This window comes from Pseudoalteromonas shioyasakiensis (genome assembly GCF_022398475.1).
Taxonomy (GTDB): domain Bacteria; phylum Pseudomonadota; class Gammaproteobacteria; order Enterobacterales; family Alteromonadaceae; genus Pseudoalteromonas.
Genome location: NZ_JAKEVM010000024.1, coordinates 21186 through 40941, shown reverse-complemented (window position 1 = coordinate 40941; position 19756 = coordinate 21186). Strand labels below are relative to the sequence as shown.

Below are 19756 nucleotides of genomic sequence, written 5' to 3'. Positions count from 1 at the left end.
GTCATAAATGGTCCGATTGCGCATCAATGCGATTTAATCGAGTAATCTGTCCTGTTTACGAAGAAGTTCTTTGTAAAAATTAATTAATCTAATAAATCAATGGGGTTTTGAATGCGTTTTGCAATTAAAAAGGCAGTGCTAATTACTTTGTTTATGTCTTTAACAGCATGTATGAGCACAAATGTAGAGCTAGATATCACTGCGACAGATAATCTTAATTTGAACCAATTTGATGAAGCTTTGCCTGTGGTACTCAGAGTGTATCAACTTTCAGATATACAGAGCTTTAAAACAGCTACGTTTGAAGATTTGTGGAAATCAGATAAGTCAGTTCTGTCAAATACGTTGATCACCGTAGAAGAAAAAACAATTAACCCTGCTGAGAAAACAAAAATAGAATTTGAACAAGCAGAAAATGCGCGTTTTGTTGCCATTGTCGCCCTTTTTAGAGATCGCCAAGGTGATAAATGGAAAACGTTTTACCCGCTCGGTGATGGGCCCGTTAAATTATCTACATCGTTAGATGTATTGATTACAAATAACGAAGTTCAATTACCAGATGAAGACGAGGCTGAGTAATGAACGTTAAAGGGCCAATGAAACCTGTATGGGCTGAAGGCGTGTTGCTAGCACAGCAGCATTTTCAGTTGTTTGATGACTACCATGAGCAAAATCAGATTGTTAGACAAGGCTTGATTTCGCCATTGGCCTTTGGTTTACACCACCTCACTATTGATGAATCAGCACTCGCTCGCGGTATTTTAAAGGTGATCAGCTTTAAAGCGATTCTTGAAAATGGGCGTTTACTTGAGTTTGATCGTCAACATCACGAAGAACTAAAGCTTGAATTAGCTGCCGATACAGATGAAGTCACTGTGTACTTAGCGATTGCTGCAAATAAAGTTGTGAGCGACATTGAAGGTTATGCAACTAGTGGCCAACTCAGTGCCTATCAAGCAGATTACATTGAGTTTAGTGATCACCACGATGCAGCAAGAAACCGTGAAGTGCTAATTGCACAACCTAACTATATTTTGCTGACAGATAACGATGTAAAAACCTATTTTGATACGCTTGCTTGTATCAAAATTATGCGCGCTGAAGACGGCTCGTTTAAAGTCAGCAAAGAGTTTGTTCCGCCATTATTATCGATACAGGCCTCGTTTTATTTAACCGAGTTGCTTAATAGAACGGCGAACTTGGTAAATGCAAAAGTGAACGTATTGCTTGGTCGCAGAAAGAATTTTGGTTCGGTTACTGATTTTGGACCTAACGAAATGAACAGCTTTCTGTTGTTAAATGCAATGGCACCATCTGCAAAACGTTTAGACCATCTAAAAAACGTACAACTAGTTCATCCAGAGCGATTATATTGCGAGCTTGTTGACTTAATTAGCTCTGTGTCGATGTTCGAGCACAGTGATTTAGTGAGTCAAATCCCGCCTTATCAGCATAAGCAATTGACTCATGTCTTTGGCACCTTAGATATTTTATTGAGTAAATTACTTGAAGGTGTTGTTCCTAAAAAGATGGCAGGTCTTAAACTCGAGAAAGTATCGAACGCCATTTACCAGGTTGCCACCATTGATTCAGCCATTTTTGATAATAACGACTTCTACTTGGCCGTATACTTTGAATCTGAAGATACCAAGTGGATTGATACGTTTAGTGATCAGGTCAAAGTTGGCGCCACAGAAAAGCTCGAAATTATGATTGCATCGGCTCTTGCGGGCGTGCAGTTAACACATTGTCAGCGACCACCTAATAAACTAGCTATCAAAAGTGGCTATGAATACTTCCGTTTAGAGACTCATGGTTTTATTTGGCAGCAAATTGTTGAAGAGCAATCGCTTAGTTTATTTATTCCATTTGGCTTACAAGCGGCGCAGGTCGAAATTGTTACTGTGGCAAGAAATTAGGACGCTAGACAATGCAAGAAGCAAAAAACGAACTTGATTTAATCGCCTGTATTGCGCCAGTGATAAACGCGCTTGCGCCTTTAAAGTTAAAGCAATCGACAGATCTTGAACTAAACGACTTTCGGGAGCAGTTACTTACGAGTTTTGATGAGTTTGAACGTAATTGTTATACCCAGCAAGTAACAACCAGCGTTATGCAGGAAGTTAAGTTTGCCCTGACTGCAATGTGTGATGAATTTGTAATGAGCTCTGGCGCGCATTTTCGAATGGATTGGATGTCGAGACCCTTACAGCTTGAGTTTTTTGGTAATAATCGAGCGGGTGAAGAGTTTTTTGAGCGATTAGCAAAACTTCGTACCGGTGGTGAGCCAAAGTTTGCAGCATTAGAAGTGTATTACATTTGTTTGCAACTTGGCTTTGAGGGTATCTACAAAGTGAAAGGAATTGAGCAACTTAAAGCCTTAATTGTTGATGTACGTGCGCAAATAGAAGATGTACGCGGTACTCCACGAGGGCAACTATCTGATAATGGCGCGCCACTTGAAGGGTTTGCAATGAAGGTAGGCCGAAACATTCCTTATTGGGTAATTTTATCAATTTGCTTGGCATCGATTGTTTCGCTTTTTGCTGGTTTTCATTTTGTTATTAACAAGCAAGCAACTCAGAGCAGCCAACGTATAGATAATCAAGTAGAAGTACTTACGCAATTAAGTAAAACCAACGAGACTCGATAGGAAAAGTAATGCAAGGAAGAGTGAACAAAAGCGGCCTAGTGCACTTTTTACTGGGCTTAGTGTCATCAAGAGCAACAGGGCAGTTAATTGGCTTAATTGCTGTGCTCAGTATTATTTGGTTTGCTGGCCGAATCGTTGGTTTAGACACGACAGATAAAAAGCTTATCGCGATGGCTGCGGTAACAGCTGTTTTTATCGTTTTTATTTTTATCCGTTGGTTATGGACAAAGCGTTCGGGCGATAAGCTAGCCTCTGAACTTGCGAGCCATAATGCGGGTTCAAGTGCTGAACTTGATGAAATAAAAGAAAAGATGCAAGAAGCATTAAGCTCGTTAAAAGCTTCCCATCTTGGCGCAGGATACCGTGGTAATACAGCTTTGTATGCACTACCTTGGTATATGATCATTGGTCCTTCAGCCACCGGAAAGAGTACATTATTTGCTAACTCTGGCTTGCATTTTCCATACTCAAATTCAAATGAACTGCACATCCAAGGTTTTGGTGGCACGCGTAACTGTGACTGGTGGTTTTCAGATCAAGCAATTCTGATCGATACCGCAGGGCGTTACACAACAGAGCAATCTGAAAACAAAGAGTGGTTATCTTTTTTAAGCTTGCTCAAAAAATATCGTCCTAAACTGCCTATTAATGGTGTGATGGTCGCGATTAGTGTTGCAGATGTTTTAACCTCAGACAGTGAAGAAATTCGTCAACACGTAAAACTAGTTCGTGAGCGTATTGAAGAGCTTATTACTCAACTTGGGGTGATCTTCCCGGTTTATATAACCTTTACCAAAACAGACTTGATCAGCGGCTTTGAGCCATTTTTTAATGACTTAACAGAAAAAGAACGTGAGCAAGTGTTTGGTGCTTATTTGCTAGATATTAGTGAAGATCAACAAAATGATCCGGCTGAAATGTTTGAAGTGCGCATGGAGGAGTTATACCAGCGCCTTTGTGAGCAACGTTTGAGCAAGGTTGCCCGCGAACGTAATGAACACCGTAAGCAGTTAATTTTAGATTTCCCGAATCAATTTAAATCAGCATCAACAAAGTTGACTGAGTTTGTAAACTTGTTATTTAAAGCCAACCCGTATCAAGAGGTTCCTTGGTTTGCTGGTGTATATTTTACCTCTGGCACGCAAGAGGGCACACCGATTGAACGTATTACGAATGGCGTAAGGGATCGATTTGGTGCTGTCGTTGTTGAGCAAAAACAAGAAAGCATTACGCAAAGCTACTTTATCAATCGTGTTTTTAATGATGTGATTTTCAAGTTACAAGACCTAACTCGTGGTAACCGCAAAAAGCGCTTGGTTGGCCGCTGGTTAAAAGGTTTAACAGTGACTTCAGGTTTGGCAAGTATTGCCGCCGTGACAGCATTACTCATTACTTCTTATACCAGTAACCAGCTATTGTTGAATCAAGGTGAAGCCCGTGTAAAAGCGATTGTAGAAGCGAATGTAAATAAAGCAAAAGATGAGCAAAAACTTGCAGCTACGCTTGATTTATTTGAGCATTATCAATCGCTTAATAATTATGAAAAGCAGTTGCCATGGTATTTCATTTTTGGCATTTACGAGGGTGACGAAACTCTAACTAGTGTTTCGCAGGTTTTGTTTAATCAATTAAATCAGTTGATCACCCTTCCTGCAGAAAAACAAACGCTTGCGCAGCTGAAAGAGTTTGAAGCTATTTGGTCAGCAGATGATGCCGATGCTCGCGCAGCAAGTCGTCAGGCATATTATGATGCTTTGAAATTACATCTAATGTTAAGTGCTCACCCTGAACACAAAGACGATGAGTTTGCCAAGCAGCAGTTACTTAGTTTTATTAGCCAGCACTTTAACATTGAGATTGATGCTCAAGCTGATTCACCGATCACCTCACAATTAAACGATTTAGTTGATTTATATTTAGCGAACATAAGCACAGATCTAGAAAACCCAGGTGAAATTTTATTTTGGCAAAATAATGAAACGGCTGTATTAAATGCAAGGAATAGCCTGAACACACAACCTGAAGCCGAACCTCTATATCAACAAATTATTAGTAGCTTTGCTGAGCGTAAAAAAGCCATTCAACTAAAACAGTATATGACTGCGAAAAATCGCGATGTACTGAAAAGCAACTTTAGTATTCCTTATGTCTATACCAATGCAGGTTGGCAAGAGTATGTTTATCCAGAAATTAAACGTATTTCTCGACTGGTATTCTCTGGTGATTGGGTAATGGGCACAAGTAATGAAAGCGGTCAAAATGCGGTTGATGAAGCGCAAGCTGATGCACTGGCAAAAGCAATGCGTAGTTATTACTTCAAAGACTATGGCAATACATGGTTCGCGTTTTTGAACAGTATAAAAGTGCCTACTTTTAGAGGTTTAAATGATGCCAGTATTAATTTTGCACGCCTTTCGTCAACTGATGGGCCACTCATTGATCTGATGACGTTGGTGAATGACAACATCGTTGTTGCAGATAAACCATCTGCGGTTAGTGCAAACAACGACAAAATAGCGACCATTCTTTCTGGTGCAACAGATACGGCGGCTAAAAAAGTGGCCAAAGGAAAGTTAGCAAAACAAGTTGCAGAGCGCCCTGATTTTTCTCAAGTTAGTACTGTTAGAGCCCCTGAACTTGAAACACGTTTTGCTGACTTGCGTCGCTTCTCGCAGCATGATGAAGATAAGCAGATGTCTGATTATATGAGTCAGTACATTAGTTCTTTGAGCAGCATTCACTCAGATATAAAAGCGATGGCTGCCAGCAATGAAGATGATGCGCAAGCAATGGTGTTTGTACAAGACTTATTGTCTGGAAATAGCCAAGATAATGCATTGCAATCGTCTTGGATCATTATAGAAAGCCAAACTCGTGCGCTAGACCCAGAAACAAAAGACACGCTTGATGTGTTATTTAAAGCGCCATTGCAGTCAGGCATTGCAAGTATCATGGCAAAAGCACGTAGCCAGTTAAATGAAGAATGGGAAAACCAAGTTTATACCATGTATAGCAGCAGCATTGCTGGCAAGTACCCATTCAACTTAACTGGCCCTGATGCTGCTATTGCCGATGTTTCTGAGTTCTTAAATAGTGAAACTGGGGTACTTTGGAACTTTATTAATAGCCAACTTAAACCATTCATGAAAGTACGCCGAGGTGTATGGGAAGAAAAGCAGTGGAACGGTGTGGGGATTGGCTTTAATCAAGAGTTATTAGACGGTTTAACAAAAGCAAATAAAGTAACACGCTCTTTATTCTTGAACGGCTCAGACGCGGCTGGTTTTAACTTCCAAATGATGCCCGTACCACAAAAAGGCATTCGCGAAACGTATTTAGGGTTCTCTGAGCAAGGTTATCGCTATAGAAATGAACCGGAAGAGTGGCGTAATTTCTCATGGCCAGGAAGAGGCGCAGCAGAAAAAGCTATTTTGTATGGTTTAGATAACGCCGGACGAAGAGTCACTATTGAGCAAGATGGTCCATGGGCTTTATTAAAAGTACTTAATGAAGCAAATGTGAAATGGATTAAGGGTACAGAGTTTCTTGCTACCTGGGAATTAGTTGATAAATCAGAGCAAAGTTTAAAAGTACAGTTCTCATTAAAGTCTGGTCGCAATAGCGGTATTTTTTCAAAGTACATGTTGACCTCTTTTGCATTGCCTAATTCGTTATTTGCACCTAAGCCACAACTTGCGCAAGCAAGCAGAGCCTCGGTTCAATAGGGGCAGGTATGTTTAATTTGTTTACCAAGAAAAAGTCGCCAACGCTGGTTAAGCAGTTTACCTACGGGTACATGGGGAAAACTCCTGTTAGGCCTGATTTTGTAAAGTTAAATATATCTTCTCGGGAGTCTGTTGCATTAGACCATTGGTTGCAAGAAGGTTTCGCGCATATAAACCGAGGTGTTATTGGCGGTAAAACAACTGCATTAAATGGTGTTTCTTCGTTATTTTTTGTATCTGGTAACAGTGACGACAGTAGTTTGTTAGGTGTTTTACAGCCAAGCACTGATAGCAGCGGTCGTTTTTACCCGTTTAGTTCGTTTATTCATAGCGGACTTGAGACTTACAAACGTCACCCTGCTTTTCTATTTTTATATGCAAGTCATGTCATTGAGCACCTATTAGGGGTTAATCAGCGCATCGTTGAAGCACATTCAATTGATGCGATGGCTGAGCAAGCTAAATCGTATAGTAAAGTGGCCGATGCATTAAAGCAGCAGCCAAATCTGAATCAAGAGCTTGATAAATTACGCAGTATTCCGATGAGTGTGGTTTGGCAGCATTTAGGGATCAACGACATTCATCACAGAGCGGTTTTAATTGAAGAGCTTTCAGCGGTATTAAAGTCGATTGCGAATAGAGGTTGCCTACGTACACAGTTTGGTATTCGACTACCTATGCCACACTTTAGTCACGAAAGTGCCCTGGTTGCAGGTTTTTGGCTACATTTAATTGCTTCGATCGTTGCCGATCATAATTGGCAACCTTGGTTCTTTTACCAGCTAGGAAATGAAAGTTCGCAACCGAGCCTAACGGTGTTTTGCCGCCCTGTACCGGCATCTTATTTTGGTTCAGTGTGGCTTGCTGAGGATAAGTCAAAAGACATTATTGATTTAGTAAATCTGTCACTAGACAAAGTGCCGAGCGAATACAGCCTTAATTTTGCTGATATGGATAATGTAAGTGTTTACGATGCGCTCAGAAGGTGGTGCAAAGCATGAGTGTAGTTAATCCGCATACCCATAACAGCTGGGAGCTGTGGCTTGAAGAGCTTAGTAAGCCACTTTCGGGGCTTGCGTGTGGTGAAGATCTAAAATACGAAGAAACCTTTAAAGCACTTAAAGCTTCATCGTCAGGTGTGGGCGAAGTTGATTTTAAAGTCATGTTTATTCAAGCCACCGATCTTTTGCAAAACCAAAGTAAAGATTTACGTATAGTGAGCTACTTGTGCCTTGCGGCTACCAGTGAGTTTGGCGTGGTGGGTTTAACCCATTCTTTAAAACTGTTTAATCAACTATTAAGTCAGTTTAGTGAACAGGTTCATCCTTTAAAAGCACGTATGCGTTGTGCGGTTAACACATGGTTTTTACAACAACAAGAACGCTTAAAAGGAATTGCCCAAGCTCAATCATCGAGCCCTGAGCAATGGGCTGAATTAGAGACTGTGTTAGCTGAATATAATCAGGTTTCAGTGCCTGTACTTGATGCTGAATCAGGGCCTTTATCAACTCTGAATGAGTGGGTTAAAGAGCAAGTAATTCGCAATCCTGTCGCTAAGCCAGAACCAGAAGTTAAATCAGAGCCTGAAACACAGCAGACAACAGTGGTCAGCGAGCCAACGACTGAGCCCGTAGCGCAACAAGTTGTTCAGGCAAAACCAGTGACAACTGCACCTAAAGTGGCTGACATTGCCAGCGATAGTGCTTACCTAGCAGCAATTCGTGAGCTGCTTAATTTTGATAAAGAACAAAACAACATTGAACGGGTTTTAAAGCTCTCGCGTGCAGCACGTTGGTCTGGATTAGCGTTACCTGCCAATGAAAATGGCAAAACAAGACTGCCAGCACCGCGTGCGGCTGCCTTCGCCCCCATTGAAAACGCACTGGCAACTGAACAAGCAGAGCAAGCATTGTTACTTGCTGAGGGTTTGTTTATGGAAGGCGCTATGCAGTTTAATTTGAATCTGCAAATGCTTACTTTGTCAGCGTTGAAACAGCTAAATAAAGCAAAATTAGTACAGTGGTTAGAGCAACAGCTAGTCACTTTAGTCAGTCAATTTCCGTTATTAACCAATTTAAAATATGACGATGGTTCGGGGTTATGCAGCCCACAGAACAAAGAAGCGTTATTAGACATTGCCAATTCACATGCTTCGCAAAATGAAACAACTCAAGTGCAAGCAAATCCATTTGACGAGCATTACATAGCCTTAAGCGAGCAAGTTGCAAAAGGGCAGTTAAGTGCAGCCCTTAGCTTGGTTGCACAATTAAGTACGCCAACTGGATTCGACCAAGCTCAAAGTCAATTGCTTAAAGCTAAGTTGTTACTTAAAGCAGAGCATTATGAGCACGCATTGGCAATTTTAACCGAATTACTCGAGCAAATTGAAACTTATCAATTAGCGAAGTGGCAACAACAGTTTTGCATGGAAGTATGGCGTTTCGCCAAGCAATGTTATGCCAATTTATCTCAGACAGAGAGTGATGACATGAGTTTAGCTGCTAAGCAAATTAGTCAGCGAATGATGGTTACAAACCCGGCTCAAGCAATAGCGTGGGTGTAACACGCCTAATTGGAATTTAGTCGTTAGACAAACAAACTGCAAAGGAAGAAACATGACAGATACATTTCAAAAAGAGATCCCACGAGCTCGGATCAACATATCGTTAGAGCTTGATACTGATGGGGCATCACAAAAAAGCGAATTGCCTTTAAAAATGCTGGTTATTGGTGACTATTCTAATGGTCAGAATAGCCAAGAACTTGCTGAGCGTGAACGCGTGACGATCAATAAAAATAACATTGAGCAAGTACTGAAAGATATCGCGCCAAAAGCGAACTTTCAGGTGGCAAATAAGATTAAAGGCGACGGTGATATCAATGTTAATTTGCAGTTTGATTCATTTAAATCGTTCGATCCAGAGCAGGTTGCTGCACAGGTGCCTGAATTAAACAAAATGATGGCAATGCGTAATTTGTTACGTGACTTGAAGTCAAACCTTCTTGATAACTCATCACTTAGAAAAGAGTTGGAACGTGTTTTACAAAACCAACCAGAACTTGATGAGCTAAAAGCCAAGCTAGATGAAATAGCGCCGCTTGCTTCTGAAGATGAAAAACAACCTGTGACGGAATAAGGACGCCGCTATGTCAATGCAAGAACAATTAAATGTAGCTGCTCACACGGTAGAGCAAGCGCCATTATCAACTTATGAAAACCTATGTAGCATGGTTGATATTGCCCCTGTAGGCGATGAAATCAAACTAGATACATTTAGAGATGCAGGTAACCTAGCAGAAACACGTGCGAATGAGCGCCTTACTGCCGCTATTAATGTCTTTTTAGATATGGCGGGTATGAGTGGCGAAGAAGTAACTCGCATCGATAAGCTGTTGCTTGATGATTATATTGCAAAAGTAGACACCATTATTTCGCAGCAATTAGATCAGATTTTACACCACCCTGATTTTCAAAAAGTAGAATCAGCGTGGCGTTCACTGCGTTATTTAATTAACCGCACGCCAAATAACGCGAATATCAAAATTGAAATGCTCGATGTTGATAAAGAAACTTTGCGTGATGATTTTGAAGAAGCGCCAGATACAACACAATCAGCGTTATATAAGCATGTTTACACATCAGATTATGATACCCCTGGTGGCGAACCTGTATCGACTATGGTGTCTAACTTTGAGTTTGATTGCTCAGCGCCAGACGTTTCACTACTACAAGAAATCTCGCGCGTTTCGGCAGCGGCGCATTGTCCATTTATGGGCAGCGTAGGTCCTAAGTTCTTCTTAAAAGAGTCATTAGACGAAGTATCTAAAATTCAAGATATTGGCTCTTATATGGAGCGTGCTGAATTCTTACGTTGGAAAAACTTCCGCGAGTCAGAAGATTCTCGTTATATTGGTCTTGCTTTCCCGCGTTTCTTACTACGTTTACCGTATGGTGAAACAAACCCAATTCGTAACTTTAACTACCAAGAAGATGTGAACAGTCAGCACCACGAGCGCTACTTATGGGGTAATGCAACATTTGCATTTGCTGCCAACATTATTCGTAGCTTCCATGATAATGGCTGGTCGGTGAATATTCGCGGCCCGCAATCGGGTGGTAAAGTTGAAAATCTACCTTTGCATTCATTTGAAGCTGGTAAGGGCTCTGAAACTAAAATCCCTACAGAAGTGCTTATCTCAGAGACCAAAGAGCTTGAGTTTGCTAACCAAGGCTTTATTCCTCTTAGCTATTACAAAAACTCTGACTTTGCGTGTTTCTTCTCGGCAAATAGTGCCCAGAAGCCACAAGTACTTGAAACAGCTGAAGCAACTGCAAACGCCCGTATTAACTCGCGTTTACCTTATATCTTCTTAGTATCGCGTATTGCTCACTACTTAAAAGTATTGCAGCGTGAAAATATTGGTTCGAGTAAACCTCGTCATGAGCTAGAGCAGCAGTTAAACGATTGGTTAGGTGCGTTAGTAACGAAGATGAATAACCCAGATGAGTCGTTAATTGCAACGCACCCGCTCAAAGACGCAAAAGTAACGGTATCTGAGATCCCAGGTAACCCAGGTTATTACCGCGTGAGCACTTACATTGTGCCGCACTTCCAAGTTGAAGGTATTGATGTTCGCCTTGCCCTTGTTGGGCAAATGCCTGGCGAAAAATGAACTGCCAAGCCGCCGATGAAACGGATTTAAGCAGGCTGTGTAAAGACGTCAATTTGGTGAGTAGCTGGTTGGTGTAAAAGAATGGCCCCAAGTTGGTTGCAGCCAACTTGGGACATGTTCCCCAGTGGCATGAAGCATCGGGCTTTTTGGGGGGCATAAACAAGGTTGTTTATGCCTATGCCATTAAACAGGAAACAATTCATTCTAAAAGGAGAATAATGAAATGGCAATTCCAGCGTATATGTGGTTAAAGGATGACCAAGGTAATGACATCAAAGGTTCTGTAACTGTTGCAGAGCGTGAAGGTTCAATTGAGATCCTACACTTTGATCATGAACTTCGCATTCCTACAGATAACGACACAGGCGAATTAACAGGTACTCGTAAGCACGAACCTTTTGTTATTACAAAAGCGGTTGATGCAGCAACACCATACCTGTACAAAGCGTGCTCAAACGGTCAAACACTTAAGCAACTTGAGCTTAAATGGTACCGTATTGATGACACAGGGACCGAGCGTGAATATTTCTGCCACAAGTTGGAAGATGTAAAAATCACCTCAATTCTACCAACAATGCATAACGTAAAAGACTTAGACAAGGAGCGTTACCCGCACCTTGAAACAGTTAGCCTACGTTATAAGCGCATTACGTGGACTTACCTTGATGGCAACATCGAGTTCTCTGACTCTTGGACTGAAGGTCGATAAGTCAGCAAAATTAAAGGATATGCGAAAGCATATCCTTTTCTTAGAGGTAAGTTTATGGCGTTATTCGATTTTTTAACTCAACCTGTCACACGAAATGGTCATCAAGGTTTTCAAACTGATGAGCAAAACAGTGTCTGCAAACATCTAAATGAATTACTTAATGCGCGTCGTGGCGTGTTAAAACATTTGGCCGATTATGGGTTGCCTGATGTCGAAGATATCTACGAGGGCCTTCCGTATTCACAGCACACCTTGGCGTTTGAAGTTAAAAAATTGATAGAAAAATACGAGCCACGAGTTCGCTATGCCAATGTCATTCCAATGGAAATTCGTGAAGAAAATTGCGTGATTAGGCTTGATATACAAGCATTTTTAACCTCAGGACAATGTATCAAACTTAACACCCGATTTGAGTCGGGTGGTAAAGCCGATGTGGCAGAGCATGCCAAGCAGTTTGATTAATTCAGCGTAAAAGGATAGTTCAATGCAACAGTATTTTGATGCACAAATGCGCTTATTAACCCAAGCCGGTAAACAGTTTGCTCAGCATTACCCTGAGCACGCAGGCATGTTAAATATCGATGCGCTAAAAGATCGTGACCCCCATATTGAACGACTACTCGAAGGTGTTGCCTATTTAACTGCGCATACGCAAAAGCGTTTAGATGAGTCTGTTCCTGAGGTATCAGAGCAAGTGCTGCGTCAGCTATGCCCTATATTATTGAGTTATTACCCATCAAGCACGGTTGTAAAGTTTAGCCCTAAGTTGGCAATGCAAAAATCACATCTTATTGAAAAAGGGCTGACGCTAAGCGCTGATAAGTCAGTGGTTGATAAAAAACAAATCACCTTTACAACAACGCACGACCTACAAGTTAGTCCTCTTGATGTTGAGCATGTGCGTTATCAAGAGTCGCATTTAGGATCTGAGCTACGTATTGGCCTACGCTTTGTTTGCCAAGGTGAGCGCAAAAATTACGACCTTGCAAATTTACAGTTTTACTTACGTGGTGATACGCCTTTATGTAGTTCTTTGTTTAAGCTTTTAAAAACAGCAGAGCAGTTTACAGAGCTTGATTTTGGCCCCTCGCATTTTGAACATAATAAAAAGTTAAAAGTAAAAGGTTGTAGTGCTACTTATTTAGATATAGATGGCGCTTTATTACCGCATGCAGAACAAAGCCATCCGGGCTATGCGCTGCTGTTAGACTACTTTAACGCAAAAGACCGTTTTTACTTTATGCGCTTTGATGGTTTAAAAGATCTGACCTTACCTGAGCATATTGATCGATTTGAGCTGGTGTTTAGAGGCAGTAGTAAATTACCGCCGGGTCATCAATTAAGCCGCGATAATATTTTACTCAATTGCGTGCCAGCTATTAATTTGTTTGCACAACCTGCAGAGCCAATACGCATAGAGTCAAACCGCACTGATTACATGATCACCGCTGATCAAAACAGAACAGATCATATTTTCAGTTACACCGTTAATGAGGTTAAAGGACGCAACTCGTTAAGTGGCAAATCGTATGATTACACCCCCAGGTATCAAAGCGTGTTTGAAGACGAAAAGAAACTGTTTACCGTTTTAACGAAAGATGTGGGCGGGGCTGCGCCGTGCCATTATTTACAGCTGCCATTTAACCTTGAAGAAGAAAAAGAAACCTTATCGGTTGATTTAACCGTTTTTAATGCTGGTTGGCCAAGGCAGTTACTCCAAGAGGGCGATTTAAACATAGGCGGCCCAGATATGCCAAGCATTGCCAATGTAGAAAATGTAATTCGCCCGACTAACTATTTGCCATGCCCTGAACAACCAAAGCATTGGCAGTTGATAAGCCTATTAAATGTGAAGTTTTCACAGATTACACAAGTCACCGAATTAAAACGCTTACTGGTATTATTTGATTGGTCACAAAAAGCTGAAAACCGATTACGTATTGATAGCATTCAAAAAATTACCGCAACACCGATTAGTCAAATTAAGCGTGGCATTTTTATTAAAGGTGTTGATGTACTGATTGATATTGATGAAAGCAAATTTGTTTGTGATGCCGACTTATACCACTTTTGCAATATGCTGCATCAATTCTTTTTAATGTATGCGCCAATTAACGAGAGCGTGCAGACCCGAGTCAATGCGATTCCAAGTTATAAAACCCACTGCTGGGAAATTGAACCGGGTAAGAGTTATCAGTTATGAATATGCACGAGTCAATAAATCACCCTGTTTGGGCAAAGTTACCTGAACCAATAGAAAAGCTGATTGCAGCTCCTTGGCAGTTTAATTTGTTTAAGGCGATGAGCCTAATTGAAAAACATTGGGCAACACCTTCAGAACTTGAAAAAGGGATTAGCGAGCGAGTTATCTTTAAGCCTTATAAAGAACTTGGCTTTCCTGCCACTGATGTACGTAGCTGTGAATTAGATAACCATGGTCGTGGCCGATTAAGCTTATCGACATCATTTTTAGGCTTGTATGGTGTAGATGCACCTATGCCACATTATTTACTCGAACAGGCGGCAAGTGATCAAGAAAGTGGGGGCCGAGTCAGGCAGTTTTTAGACATGTTTAATCATGTGCTTTATTGCCAATTGTTTCAAGCATGGAAAAAGTCGCACATCAATGTTGAAGGCCGTGGTGCAGAGCAATTCGATCATTTAATCGAAGCCATCTTATCAACCAAAACTGAGCAAAAAGTTCAGTGTGGTATCGCCAGTTTAAAACAAACCAGCGCTGCGGGTTTAGCGCAATTACTTCGCCACTCACTCGAGGTTGAGCAACTGACTGTGGATGACACCCGAGCAAATTGGCAGCAAATCGACTCGCCAAGTTCATTTGGTCAAGATCAACAGATGGTGTTAGGCGAGTCAGCGGTTCTTGGTGAGCGCGTATTAGTCAGTGGTAGCGTACTGACCATAGTGATTGGTCCTGTGGATTCTGACACCGCGATAGCGCTTAATCCTCAGCACTCACAAGGCAAAAAAATGGCTGCCATGTTAAGCACTCATTTACCTAGTAATGTGCAATGGATTTGTCAAATTAAGGTGGCTAATCAAGCAGTAACAGAGCAAGCCTTAGGGCAAAACGATTTGCTACTCGGTCACAACTCTTATTTAGGCTGCGCTGAAGCAAATATCAGCGTGCACAGTTACACACATCAACAATATCAACATTAAAAGTAATCAGGATTTAAGGAAAACAACATGGATGCAAAAGGCATAAAGCAGCTTATCGACAAACTAAATGGCCATACTGCAACAGCACTTGAGTCAGCGGCAGGGTTTGCAAGCAGTCGTAGTCACTATGAAGTGTTACCTGAACATTTATTAATTAAGTTGATGGAAGAAGGTAGTAACGGCGATTTAGAGCATATTTTTCACTTTTTTAATATTAATCAAGACGCAGTGTGGCATGAGCTGCTCGACTTTTTAAACCGCCAACCTGCGGGTAACCAGAGTAAGCCTGTTTTTTCTCGTCGACTTTATGAGTGGCTTGAGCGAGCTTGGTTAAGTGCAAATGTACAGCACAAAAGTGACTGGATCACCGGCGCTGCGTTGATTGATGCCTTAACTGAGTTATTGCCATACAGCCCTGTACTGCAATTGCCTGCGTTACTTGAAAAAATTGACGCCCGTTTTATGGCTGAAAACCTCGATAAGCTTTGCCAAAACTCAAGTGAGCGATTAAATCCACAGGCAAAACAAAGTGCTCAGCATACTGCTGCTGATCAGCAAAGTAGTCAAGGTGGTGCCCTTGATGAGTATTGTGAAGACCTTACCGAGAAAGCGAAACAAGGCAAAATTGATCCAGTGCTTGGGCGCAATGACGAAATTCGCATGATGGTTGATGTGCTTTGCCGTCGTCGTAAAAACAATCCAATTTTAGTTGGTGAGCCAGGGGTCGGTAAAACTGCGGTAGTAGAAGGATTTGCTCAGCGTATTGTTGATGGTCAGGTTCCTGATGATCTTAAAGGTGTACGATTACTGGTGTTAGATATGGGCCTATTGCAAGCCGGTGCAGGGGTCAAAGGTGAATTTGAACGCCGTTTAAAAACAGTGATCGATGAAGTAAAAAACTCAACCACCCCTATCATCATGTTTATTGATGAAGCCCACACATTAATTGGTGCTGGTGGCGATGCTGGTATGAGTGATGCGGCTAACTTGCTAAAGCCTGCGCTTGCCCGAGGTGAGTTACGCACAGTCGCTGCAACCACGTGGAGTGAATACAAAAAATACTTTGAGCGAGATGCTGCACTTGAACGCCGTTTTCAACTTATTAAAGTAGATGAGCCAACTGAGCAAGCAGCTCAGCTAATGTTAGCGGGTTTGAAAGATAAGTATCAACAACATCACAACATTCAAATAACTGATGATGCTATAGAAGCTGCAGTGGTCTTGTCGTCACGTTATATCACGGGTCGTCAACTACCAGATAAAGCCATTGATGTGCTAGATACCGCTGCGGCAAGAGTTCGAATGTCGTTTGCGACCGATCCTGCAGCCATTGAAGCTGAGCGTGAGCACATTAATTACCTTGAAACACGTATCCAAAGCATTGCAGCAGAAAGCGAGCAAGGCTTGGCGGTTGATATGGACAAATTGCTGCACTTACAACAAGAACTAAATGCAGCGCAGAGCAATTTAGCAACATTGACGAGTGCGCGTGAGTCACAAATTTCGACATTAGGTCAAATCAATGAGTTTAAGCAAGCTAATTCGCAAAATGAATTAGATAGCTCTGTGTTACTTAACTTGCGACAAACGCTAAAAGAGCAGAACACTCAAGATAATGGCCTTTACAGTGAAGTTGATGCCGATGCCGTCGCGCAAATTATTTCGCAGTGGACAGGCGTACCTGTTGGCGCGATGGTGAAAGACCAAATAAGCAATTTGATTACCCTTGAAAAAGCCATAAGCCAAGAAGTGATCGGTCAGCAGTCAGGCATTGCGAAAATTGCCCAAACGTTACGCGTAAGTAAGGCAGGTATAAGCAATGAGTATGGGCCGCTTGGCGTGTTTTTATTAGCTGGCCCTTCTGGGGTGGGTAAAACCGAAACAGCACGATGTTTAGCTAAGCAGCTATTTGGTGGTGAAAAGTTTTTAACCACCATAAACATGAGCGAGTATCAAGAAGCGCATACAGTATCGCAGCTTAAGGGATCGCCACCGGGATACGTTGGCTACGGCGAAGGTGGGGTATTAACAGAGGCTGTAAGGCAGCGTCCGTACTCGGTGATTTTACTCGATGAAGTAGAAAAAGCGCATAAAGACGTACTAAACATGTTCTACCAAGTTTTTGAGCGCGGCAGTATGCGCGATGGCGAAGGTCGCGAAATTGATTTTAAAAATACCGTGATCATCATGACCTCAAACTTAGGATCTGCTGAGCTTATTGATGCTTGCACGCCACCTAATGTCATTGATTTAACTGAACCGACTGACGATGAACATGCCGACATTGAAAATCAAGACCAAATCATCGCAGCATTGAATAATGAACAAGCCCCTTTGAATGAAGACGGCAGCCCATGGCAAGTTCCTTCAATTACAGCACTAACAGAGCTAATTAAGCCGCAGTTACTGCAATTTTTTGCCCCGGCACTGTTAGCGCGTATGCAAGTTATTCCTTATTTAGCGCTCGATAAAGAGGCACTGCAATCTATTGTCAGTTTGAAACTAGACGGTATTGCCAAGCGGTTAGCGAATAATCACAAAATGCAGCTACGTGTTGATGAAACCGTACTTAACAAACTGACCGAACAGTGCCAGTTATCAGACAGTGGTGCGCGCATGGTAAATGCGGTGATAGAGCAGCAAATATTGCCAGGCATTGCGAAATCAATTTTAGAGTTTATGGCAGAGGATGACATGCCAGATATTCTCACTCTAGCTGTTGATGAGAATGATGAAATTACTGCAACCTTTGCGGACCAAGCATAAAGGATTTGAACAATGGGATTCATGGATAGCCTTAATGAACTAAAAGCCAACACCAGTCATTTTAGTGTTAGCGTGCAAGGGTTACCGGATGGCATGGTTTCGGTGACCGATTTTGAATCAAGCAATGACAGCCTATGTGAAGACTTTGCTTTTTCTATTCAAGTGTTAAGTCAAGAGCACCTCAGTGCCGAGATGCTGTTAGGTAAAGATGCCAAGCTCAATTTAGTGTGGTCAATGAGCGACCGCACGATTTCTGGGATCATCAGTGCTTTTACTGCTCATGGGCAAAGCCATCAGGGTTATCACTATACGCTGACCATGAGTTCTTATTTAACCTTGTTGAAGCATCAACACTCTAACCGTGTTTTCACCATGATGGATCCAGCTGCCATAGTAAAAAGCGTATTTACTAAAGCTGGTTTTCCAATGCAAAAGTTTAGTATTCAAGCGTCTGGCCCAACCCTTGAAATGACGGTTCAATACAACGAAACAGACTATGAGTTTGTTACACGTTTGATGCGTAAGTATGGCTTTGTGTATGGTTTTGTAGAGCAAACAGGGGGTGATTGCACCTTCAAAGTATGTAATAGCAGTAAAGACTTTTCGTCCTTATGTGATGATGTAAGCCTGAGCTATGTGCCGCCATCAGGGCAAGTTCGAAATAGCGAAACCATTTTTGCAATAAGCCGTAAAGCACAGCTGCATCCACAAAGTGTGTCGCTTAATGATTACAACTACAAAGCCCAAGGTAACTTAAATGTGTCGACCGCAAATAATACCAGTTACCCAGGGTTTGGTGATGATAGTCATTATGCAGATAACTTTCCTAATGCCAATATAGGTAATTCGCTGGCTAAAGTACGTCAACAAGCCTTTGATTGTCAGCGTGAACAATTCATTATTGATACTGATTGCCGTGCCTTAAGGCCTGGTATGTTGTTGACAGTGTATGACCACCCTGATCATAAAGGGCTGTATTTAATTACGCGTGTTGATCACAAAGGCAGCCAATCTGCGGCAGTAGAGTATGGCTCGCAAGTTAAAGGGTTAACCTATAAAAACCAAGCCTATTTATTGCCTGCATCCGTTGAGTTTAGAGCAGAGCTGTCTCCTGCTCGTCGTGTATTTGCAACATTTAATGCCACCATTGAGCAAGAGGTTGACGACGATGGCAATTACTTAGTGCGCTTACCATTTAACCAAGACGGTGAAGGCCAAGAAAGCCGCCCAACGCGCTTACTACAGCAGTATGGCGGCAGTGGCCATGGTATGCATTTTCCATTAACGACAGGCACCGAAGTGTTAGTAACAGGTGAAAATGGCGATCTAGATAGACCGATTATTTTAGGCGCGCTTTATAATCAGAGCAGCCCGAATCCGGTTACCAGCCAAAATCCGACAGAGAATAAGCTTGTCACCCGAGCAGGGCATAGCTTGATCATGGATGACAAAAGCGGTGAAGAAAAAATTAGCCTTGCAAATAAAGAAAATAAAAACCAATTGTTGTTAGATGCCACCGAGAATGCCCATCAAGCAACACTCAAGTCAGTGGAAGGTGACGTCAAAATTTCAGCTAAAGAGAACCTTCAGTTTGTTGCTGAAAATGACGCCATTTTTACCGCTGCCAACGATTTTACTAATCGTGTAGAGAACACCCTACAAGTTCAAACACGCGAGGGTGATATTAAGGTAACGGCTGCGGCTGATTTAACATTAAAGTCTGATGCCGATACCCGTATCGAAGCGACTGATGGCAGTAGCGAACTGAAAGCAGCGCAAGAGCTTAACTTGCAAAGTGAGCAAGATTTTAGTGTCTACTCGGTCGATGGCAACCTTGAATTTCAAGCGCCAAATGGTGATTTGAACCTCTCAAGCGGGGCAAATATCACCATCAAAGGCGAAGGTCGAGGTTCGATCCAGCTCAGCCAAGGTGGTGCAAGTGTAGAGATTGATGCCGCGGGTAATTTAACTATCGATGCCACCAATATCACTCTATCGGCTAGAAACATTGCTATTAAAGGCAATGCAATAAGTAATAACTAATTTCAA

General features: G+C 41.9%; 14 protein-coding genes. All 14 read left to right on the top strand.

Features of this window, described 5'->3' with window-relative positions:
- Positions 1–111 precede the first annotated feature (111 nt).
- The 14 genes from tssJ (at position 112) to L1D51_RS06830 (ending at position 19750) form a co-directional block, all read left to right on the top strand.
- A complete protein-coding gene (gene tssJ / locus L1D51_RS06895) occupies positions 112–579 on the top strand; it encodes a type VI secretion system lipoprotein TssJ (RefSeq protein ID WP_082389302.1) in 468 nt (155 codons plus the stop codon).
- Positions 579–1919 carry a type VI secretion system baseplate subunit TssK gene (gene tssK / locus L1D51_RS06890; protein ID WP_055197349.1) on the top strand — a complete coding sequence of 447 codons (1341 nt, stop codon included), beginning with the start codon at positions 579–581 and terminating at the stop codon, positions 1917–1919. The genes tssJ and tssK overlap by 1 nt, the downstream gene beginning before the upstream one ends.
- Positions 1920–1930: 11 nt before the next feature.
- The gene (icmH, locus tag L1D51_RS06885; RefSeq protein ID WP_054554075.1) at positions 1931–2653 is read left to right on the top strand and encodes a type IVB secretion system protein IcmH/DotU; all 723 of its coding nucleotides are present in this window, start codon (positions 1931–1933) and stop codon (positions 2651–2653) included.
- Between the two features lie 8 nt (positions 2654–2661).
- Positions 2662–6378 (top strand): type VI secretion system membrane subunit TssM, encoded by a 3717-nt coding sequence (gene tssM, locus L1D51_RS06880; protein WP_239963287.1) that lies wholly within the window; start codon positions 2662–2664, stop codon positions 6376–6378.
- An 8-nt stretch (positions 6379–6386) separates the two neighbouring features.
- Positions 6387–7379 (top strand): type VI secretion system-associated protein TagF, encoded by a 993-nt coding sequence (gene tagF, locus L1D51_RS06875; protein WP_055197346.1) that lies wholly within the window; start codon positions 6387–6389, stop codon positions 7377–7379.
- Entirely contained in the window at positions 7376–8941 is a 1566-nt protein-coding gene (locus tag L1D51_RS06870) for a type VI secretion system domain-containing protein (protein ID WP_239963286.1), read from the top strand. Before tagF ends, L1D51_RS06870 begins: the two co-directional genes overlap by 4 nt.
- Positions 8942–8993: 52 nt before the next feature.
- Positions 8994–9515, top strand: a complete 522-nt coding sequence (gene tssB / locus L1D51_RS06865) for a type VI secretion system contractile sheath small subunit (protein WP_054554071.1) — start codon at positions 8994–8996, stop codon at positions 9513–9515.
- Positions 9516–9525: 10 nt separating this feature from the next.
- Positions 9526–11052, top strand: coding sequence for a type VI secretion system contractile sheath large subunit (tssC, locus tag L1D51_RS06860; RefSeq protein WP_054554070.1), 1527 nt, complete (start codon positions 9526–9528; stop codon positions 11050–11052).
- Between the two features lie 223 nt (positions 11053–11275).
- Positions 11276–11761, top strand: coding sequence for an Hcp family type VI secretion system effector (locus tag L1D51_RS06855; RefSeq protein WP_054554067.1), 486 nt, complete (start codon positions 11276–11278; stop codon positions 11759–11761).
- Between the two features lie 54 nt (positions 11762–11815).
- Positions 11816–12223: a type VI secretion system baseplate subunit TssE gene (gene tssE, locus L1D51_RS06850; protein ID WP_054554066.1), complete on the top strand. Its 408-nt coding sequence runs from the start codon at positions 11816–11818 to the stop codon at positions 12221–12223.
- 22 nt (positions 12224–12245) lie between these two features.
- Positions 12246–13964, top strand: coding sequence for a type VI secretion system baseplate subunit TssF (tssF, locus tag L1D51_RS06845; protein ID WP_239963285.1), 1719 nt, complete (start codon positions 12246–12248; stop codon positions 13962–13964).
- Positions 13961–14941, top strand: coding sequence for a type VI secretion system baseplate subunit TssG (gene tssG, locus L1D51_RS06840; RefSeq protein ID WP_055197338.1), 981 nt, complete (start codon positions 13961–13963; stop codon positions 14939–14941). The genes tssF and tssG overlap by 4 nt, the downstream gene beginning before the upstream one ends.
- Positions 14942–14968: 27 nt before the next feature.
- A complete protein-coding gene (tssH, locus tag L1D51_RS06835; protein ID WP_239963284.1) occupies positions 14969–17707 on the top strand; it encodes a type VI secretion system ATPase TssH in 2739 nt (912 codons plus the stop codon).
- A 21-nt stretch (positions 17708–17728) separates the two neighbouring features.
- The gene (locus L1D51_RS06830; protein WP_239963283.1) at positions 17729–19750 is read left to right on the top strand and encodes a type VI secretion system Vgr family protein; all 2022 of its coding nucleotides are present in this window, start codon (positions 17729–17731) and stop codon (positions 19748–19750) included.
- The last annotated feature ends 6 nt before the right edge of the window (positions 19751–19756 follow it).